Source organism: Inquilinus sp. OTU3971 (assembly GCF_038440215.1).
Genome location: NZ_JASATH010000279.1, coordinates 1 through 7,107, shown reverse-complemented (window position 1 = coordinate 7,107; position 7,107 = coordinate 1). Strand labels below are relative to the sequence as shown.

Sequence of the window (7,107 nt, the reverse complement as noted above, 5' to 3'; positions counted from 1 at the left end):
ACGGGAGTTGACAGGCGCTTCCGGCCGTGGGCCGGGCTCAGTCCTCCGCCAGCACCGTGATCGCATCCGGGGCGATCAGCGTCCCGATCGGCTCGCCGCGGCAGATCCGCTGCATCGCGCCCGGCCGGTCGAAGGCGAAGACATGCAGCGGCAGCCCGTGATCGCGCGCCAGCAGGATCGCCGACTGGTCCATCACCTTCAGCTCCTGCGCGATCGCGTCGGCGAAGGCCAGGCTGGCGTATTTACGCGCTGTCGGGTCTTGCCGGGGATCGGCGGTGAACACACCGTCAACGCCGTCCTTGGCCGCCAGCACCGCGTCGCAGCGCAGCTCGATCGCCCGCTGCACCGCCGGGTAGTCGGTGGTGACATAGGGCTGGCCGTTGCCGCCGGCCAGCACGACGATGGCGCCCTTGGCCAGGTGCCGGTCGGCGCGCAGCCGGATATAAGGCTCGGCCATCGACGGGATCGGCACCGCGCTCATCACCCGCACCTCGGCGGACCGCGCGGTCAGCGCTGCGCGCAGCATCACCGCGTTGACCATGGTGCCCAGCATGCCGATGTTGTCGGCCTCCGCCCGCTCGATGTGCCAGGCGTCGGAGACGCGGCCGCGGAACACGTTGCCGCCGCCGATCACCACCGCGATCTCGATGCCCAGCGCGTGCACCGCCAGGAGCTCGCCGACGATGTGGTCGATCGCGGCGGCGCCGAAGATCGATCCATCCGCGCCGGCCATGGCCCCGCCGCTCAGTTTCAGCAGCAGCCGCTTCCGTGCCATCGGGCCCTCCGCTCGTCTCGCTGGGCACCGCTGTCGCCGGCACCGCCGCAGGATGCCCGATTTCGGGTGTGCACGGAACCCGGCCGCGCTAAAGATCCAAGCGCATTCCCGAAGGACGAGAGCAATGGATTTCACGGCCCTGGACGATCGCCCCTATCCGGTGCTCGACGACGCGACGATCCCGGAGCTGCCGGCGCATTACCGCGGCAAGGTGCGCGACAATTACGACCTGCCGGACGGGCGGCGGATCATCATCGCCACCGACCGGATCAGCGCCTTCGACCGGATCCTGGCCTCGATCCCGCTGAAGGGCCAGGTGCTGACCCAGACCGCGCGCTTCTGGTTCGAGCAGACGCGCGACATCTGCCCGAACCATGTGCTCGACTACCCCGACCCGAACGTCGTGGTCGGCCGAAGGCTCGACATCCTGCCGGTCGAGATCGTGGTCCGCGACTATCTGGCCGGCACCACCGGCACCTCGGTCCTGACCCTGTACAAGGCCGGCCAGCGCCACATGTACGGAATCCGCCTGCCCGACGGGCTGCGCGACAACCAGAAGCTGCCGCAGCCGATCATCACCCCGACCAGCAAGGCCTTCGACGGCGGCCATGACGAGCCGCTGACGCCGGACCAGATCGTCTCCCAGGGCCTGCTGACCGCGGCGCAGTGGCAGCAGCTCAGCGATTACGCCTTCGCGCTGTTCGCCCGCGGGCAGGAGATCGCCGCCAGGCACGGGCTGATCCTGGTGGACACCAAATACGAGTTCGGCACAGATGCCGAGGGCCGCATCGTCCTGGCCGACGAGATCCACACCCCGGACAGCAGCCGCTACTGGCTCGCGAACAGCTACGAGGAGCGCTTCGCCAGCGGCGAGCGGCCGGAGAGCTTCGACAAGGATTTCGTGCGCAGCTGGGTGGCGGCGCGCTGCGACCCGTACAAGGACCCGATCCCGGAGATCCCGGCCGAGGTGATCCGGGCCACCGCCCAGGTCTATGTCCGCGCCTTCGAGACCATCACCGGCCGCCGCTTCGAGCTGCCCGACCGCGAGCGGCCGGTGCTGGACCGGATCCGGGGGAATCTGGCCAAGTATTTCTGAGGCCCCGCAGCCTAAGCCGGCCATGCCTTCTGCTCTCCCCCTCCCCTTGCGGGAGGGGGAAGTGGGAGGGGTCTGCGCGCGTCCGCGCGCGAATGGGCAGAGGGTCGAACTCGCCGTCCGCGTTGGCTTTCGACAGTCCAGGCGGGTGGAACCGAGAAAACCCCTCCCCAACCCCCTCCCGCGGGGGTGGGGGAGAATAAAAGGAAGGGCGGCGGACTGCCTTACGGTGCGATCCTTTCCGCCGTCACCGCGCGCCCGTCGATCGTGCCGGTGATGCGGGCGACGGCATCCGTGTCGCGGTCGTTCCAGGCCAAGGCCAGCGTGCCCGTCGCCGCGCCCGCCAGGGTGAGGTCGGCGGTGACGTCGCCGGTCGACTGGTCCCAGCGGATCGTGCCGGACACGGCCAGATCCTCGGCCCAGCGGATTTGGTCCAGGGTGAAGGCATAGCCGGCGTCGAAGGCCTCGAAGGTGAAGCTGCCGCCGCGCAGCCCGACGCCGCTGCCGCCGCTGTTGACGAAATAGCGCGCCAGCACGTCGCCCGCCGTCTCCGCCGCGGCCGCGGCCAGGCGCAGATCGGCCTCGGTTCCGGCGTTGCCGGCATCGGCCGCGGCCGGCGCCACATCGGCCGCCTGGACCGCGAAGGCCGGCACGGTGCGGATCGGCCGGATCCGCTGGGTGCAGGAGGTGTCGCCGGCATCGCCGCCCGAGCGCACGAAGTTCAGCACGATCGGGGCGACGCAGCCGGTGGCGTCGGCGCCCTTTGGCGGCACGAAGATCGCCTGGTCGGTGATCGCGGTGATGTGGGTCAGGTTGCGCACCGGCACATAGGTCGCGTCCGGGAACAGCCGCGCCGTCTCCAGCCCCTCGAGCGGCGAGGTGACGCTGTCGATGTCGCCCGACAGCACCAGCGTCGGCACGTTCGGAAAGGGCACCTTCGGGTCCGCCGCGGTGCCGGGGACCACGCCCTTCGGTGGGGCCGGCCAGTCCAGGCACAAATCGCGCCGCTCCCATTTGTGCGGCGAGGTGTCGACCTCGGCGATGGTGAAGGGGGCGTAGACCTCGCGGTCGGTCGCCTGCTTCTGCGCCGTGGCGCGCATCAGCTGGCGCCGCCGCTCGGCTCGCGACGCGTCGGCGCGGAACAGCCGCGGATAGTCGCTGCAGACCACGGCGACATAGAGCGCGGTGGAGAAGGCGGTGGGATCGCTGCCCGGCGTGTTCCAGGACGCCGCCTCGGCCATCAGCCGGTGCAGCGGCGCCGGGTCCTGCGCGTCCAGATAGGCGCGGGCCGCGGCGTCCAGGTCGCGGTAGAAGGTCGGGCTGCCGCCGGCGCTGTTCATGGTCAGGTACAGGGTCGGGGCGTCGACCGCGATGCCGATGGTGTTGCCGTCGCCGTCCGGCCCCTCGGCCTTGCCCGGCTTGGCCCGCAGCGCCGCCGCCAGCGCCTCGATCCGGTCGAGCGAGCGGCCGCCCAGCGCCCGGCAGCTCGGCGAGCGCCGGCACACCTGCTCGAAGCCGTCGCGCGCGGTGGCCCATTCGGTCTCGAACCAGGGCGACAGGCCGAGGGTCGGATAGGCGCTGTCCAGCACGATGGTGCGCAGTCGGTCCGGGTGGCGCTGGGCGAAGACCTGGCCGAACCAGGTGCCGTAGCTGTCGCCGTAATAGTCGACCTCGCCGATCTGCAGCGCGTCCAGCACGGCGGCCACGTCGTCGGCGGCCGCGGCGGTGCCGTACATCCAGGCGGCCGGGCCCAGCTGCTTGGCACAGGCGGCGATCGCGGCCGGCACGAACTCGCCGGCCTCCTGCAGCGCCTGGCATTGGATCGGGTCGGACAGGCCGGTGCCGCGCTTGTCGACCAGCAGCACGTCGCGCCGGCCACGCAGCGGCTCGAACAGCCGCAGATAGCCCTCGCGCGTGCCGGTCGAGGAATAGCCGGGCCCGCCCTCCTGGGCCAGGACCACGCCCTCGGCCGGCTGGCCGGCGTCGCGATGCGGGTAGAGCTCGAAGCCGACCGCCACCGTGCCGGGCAGCTTGCCGGCGGGGTCGAGGGGCCGGCTGATCGTGCCGCAGAAGCCGCTGAAATCGGGCTGGCAGGCGGTCAGGGTCACGCCGCCGACCTGGATCGTAGCCGCCGGCGGCCAGCAGGGCGGCAGCGAGCCACAGCCGCGCCCCGGCGATCCTGGTTCCCTGCATGGCCTCCCCCTTCTTGGTCTTGGCCGGCAATCCCCGGCCGCTCGCCCCTACAAAGTGCGGTGCCGGGCGCGCGACCCCCGCTCGATCGCCGACGCGACCAGCCGGTCGACCTCGAACTTGTCGCGCATCAGCTCCAGCAGGCGCAGCTCCGGCTGGCTGGCCCTGCCGTCCGCCGCGATCGAATCGCAGGCGATGGCATAGGCGGTCTCGCGCAGATGGTCCGGCAGCGTCTCGGCGATGATGTCGAGGGCGCGATCGATGCCGTCATCCTGCTGCAGCAGGTCGATGCAGTCGCGGGTCAGGTCGGGGATGCGGTCGATGTCGAAGCCGCGGAACACCGGCAGGAACCGCACCATCTCCGACAGCGTCTCGACCTCCGCATCGGTCATGTTCTTGTCGGCCACGGAGGCGAGCACCATGGTGTAGATCAGGGCGCCGTGGGCGTCGGTCGTCATGGCAGTCTCCGCTGGCCTGCGAGTCGCGGGAAGGATCGTCCCGGATATGGCGCGGAACGCCGCGGGGCGTCAAGGCGACCAGCCGGCTGACGCGGCAGAGCAGCCTTTGCAACCCAGCCTTCCCCCGCCGCGCTTCCCCGCCTCGGCCCGGCATGGCATGAGGGGCGCCATGCAGGCGGTGATCAACGTGGCGTTGCCGGTCTTCGGCGTGATCTTCCTCGGCGTCTTCGCCGGTCGCATCCGGCTGCTCGGCCGGGCCCAGTCGGAGGCGCTGAACGGCTTCGTCTACTGGATCGCGCTGCCGGCGCTGCTGTTCCTGGCCATGGCCCGTACCCCGGTGGCCGGCATCCTCAACCTCAACTTCATCGGCGCCTTCCTCGGCGGCGTCCTGGCGGTCTGGCTGCTGGGCTCGATCCTCGGGGCCCTGATCCACCGCGCCGATGCCGGCGAGGCGACGATGCAGGGCATGAATGCCGGCTTCTCCAACACCGGCTACATGGGCATCCCGCTGTTCGCCGCCGCCTTCGGCCCGGCCCGCGGCCTGCCGCCGGCGTCGCTGGCGACCGTGATCATGAGCGTCGCCTGCGTCGGCCTCGCCGTGGTGGCGCTTGAGCTGACCGGCAGCCGCGGCCGCGGCATCCTCGCGGCGCTGCGCGATGTGGCCTTGGCGCTCTTGAAGAACCCGCTGGTGGCGGCACCGGTGCTCGGGGTGCTGTGGTCCTGGTCCGGCCTCGCCGTGCCGACGCCGCTGGCGACGCTGCTGTCGCTGCTCGGCGCCGCCGCCAGCCCCTGCGCCCTCTTCGCCATCGGCCTGTTCATGGCCAGCCAGACGCTGCGCAGCGGCCTGCGCGAGGTCGGCTGGATCTCGGTGCTCAAGCTGGTGTGGCAGCCGCTGATCACCTGGGGCCTGGCCGCGACCATCTTCCCGATGGACCCGTTCTGGACCGCCAGCGCCGTGATCCTGGCGGCGCTGCCGACCGGGGCGCTGACCTTCGTCGTCGCCCAGCGCTACGGCGTCTATGTCGAGCGCACCTCGGCGGTGATCCTGGTCTCGACCGTGGTGTCGGTGCTGACCCTGTCGCTGCTGCTGGCGGTCTACGCGCCGCAATTCCCGGCCGGCTGACGCCCCGACGGAAACAAACAAGATTTGCCTCAAACGGCCAAAATTTGCCTCAAACGGAGTGTGCCGGATCGCGAAACCTGATGTTACTCTCCCGGAAACAGCCGAAGCCGGGAGGACCCCCTGGATGCGTGACGACGGCCCGATCCGCCAGCTTCCCAAGCGCACCATCGCCCTGGTCCTCGCCGGCGGCAGGGGCAGCCGGCTGAAGCAGCTGACCGACCGCAGGGCCAAGCCCGCGGTCTATTTCGGCGGCAAGTTCCGGATCATCGACTTCGCCCTGTCGAACTGCATCAACTCCGGCATCCGCCGCATCTATGTGCTGACCCAGTACAAGTCGCACAGCCTGCTGCGCCACCTGCAGCGCGGCTGGGGCTATCTGCGCGCCGAGATGCACGAGTTCGTCGACTTGCTGCCGGCGCAGCAGCGGGTGGACGAGGCGATGTGGTACCGCGGCACCGCCGACGCGGTCTGGCAGAACCTCGACATCTTCGAGGCCGAGGGCCCGGACCACGTCCTGATCCTGGCCGGCGACCACGTCTACAAGATGGACTATGCGGCGATGATCGAGGATCACGTCCGCAGCGGCGCCGACATTACCGTCGGCTGCGTCGAGGTGCCGCGCATGGAGGCGACGGCCTTCGGCGTGATGCATGTCAACGACCAGTGGCGCGTCACCAGCTTCCTGGAGAAGCCGGCCGACCCGCCGCCGATGCCCGGCCGCCCCGACATCGCCCTGGCCAGCATGGGCATCTACGTGTTCAGCATGCGCTTCCTGGCCGAGCAGCTGCGCCGCGACGCCGCCGACCCGACCTCGGAGCATGATTTCGGCAAGAACATCGTGCCGTTCCTGGTCGAGAGCGGCCATGTCCGCGCCCACCGCTTCTCCGAAAGCGCGATCCCGAATCCGAGCTATGTCGAGCCCTACTGGCGCGACGTCGGCACCATCGACGCCTATTGGGAAGCCAATATGGACCTGACGACGGTGACCCCGGCGCTGGACCTCTACGACCGCGACTGGCCGATCCACACCTATCAGGAGCAGCTGCCGCCGGCGAAGTTCGTGTTCGAGGACGGGGCCCGGGTCGGCAAGGCGGTGAACAGCACGGTGTCCGGCGGCTGCATCGTCTCCGGCTCCACCGTCCGTCAGTCGGTGCTGTTCTCCAAGGTCCGGGTCAACTCCTTCGCCCGGCTGCACGAGGCGGTGGTGCTGCCGGAATGCGACATCGGCCGCCACGCCCGGCTGAACCGGGTGGTGCTGGACCATGGCGTGAAGATCCCGGAAGGGCTGGTGGTCGGCGAGGATCCCGAGCTCGACGCCAAGCGCTTTTACCGCACCGAGACCGGCATCGTCCTGATCACCCAGCCGATGATCGACGCGCTGGACTGAGGGGTGGTGTCGTCCACCTCACTCCCCGCTTCCCTTTTCGTGCCCCCCCCCCCCGGGGGGGGGGGGGGGGGGGGGGGGGGG

General features: G+C 70.5%; 6 protein-coding genes. 3 read left to right on the top strand and 3 right to left on the bottom strand.

Features of this window, described 5'->3' with window-relative positions; translation table 11 throughout:
• Positions 1-37: 37 nt before the first annotated feature.
• A complete protein-coding gene (pyrH, locus tag AAHM41_RS37620) occupies positions 38-775 on the bottom strand; it encodes a UMP kinase (RefSeq protein WP_342241760.1) in 738 nt (245 codons plus the stop codon).
• A gap of 124 nt (positions 776-899) precedes the next feature.
• Here pyrH and AAHM41_RS37615 point away from each other — a divergent pair, with 124 nt between their 5' ends.
• Entirely contained in the window at positions 900-1,871 is a 972-nt protein-coding gene (locus AAHM41_RS37615) for a phosphoribosylaminoimidazolesuccinocarboxamide synthase (RefSeq protein ID WP_342241759.1), read from the top strand.
• Positions 1,872-2,092: 221 nt separating this feature from the next.
• Here the strand turns inward: AAHM41_RS37615 and AAHM41_RS37610 are convergent, their stop codons facing one another.
• Together AAHM41_RS37610 and AAHM41_RS37605 are read right to left on the bottom strand one after the other, a co-directional pair.
• On the bottom strand, positions 2,093-3,976 hold the full coding sequence (locus AAHM41_RS37610; RefSeq protein WP_342241758.1) for an alpha/beta fold hydrolase: 1,884 nt from the start codon (positions 3,974-3,976) through the stop codon (positions 2,093-2,095).
• 132 nt (positions 3,977-4,108) lie between these two features.
• On the bottom strand, positions 4,109-4,516 hold the full coding sequence (locus AAHM41_RS37605; RefSeq protein WP_342241757.1) for a tellurite resistance TerB family protein: 408 nt from the start codon (positions 4,514-4,516) through the stop codon (positions 4,109-4,111).
• A gap of 169 nt (positions 4,517-4,685) precedes the next feature.
• Between AAHM41_RS37605 and AAHM41_RS37600 the strand changes: the two genes are divergently transcribed.
• On the top strand, positions 4,686-5,639 hold the full coding sequence (locus AAHM41_RS37600; protein ID WP_342241756.1) for an AEC family transporter: 954 nt from the start codon (positions 4,686-4,688) through the stop codon (positions 5,637-5,639).
• A gap of 124 nt (positions 5,640-5,763) precedes the next feature.
• Positions 5,764-7,026, top strand: coding sequence for a glucose-1-phosphate adenylyltransferase (gene glgC / locus AAHM41_RS37595; RefSeq protein WP_342241755.1), 1,263 nt, complete (start codon positions 5,764-5,766; stop codon positions 7,024-7,026).
• Positions 7,027-7,107 lie beyond the last annotated feature (81 nt).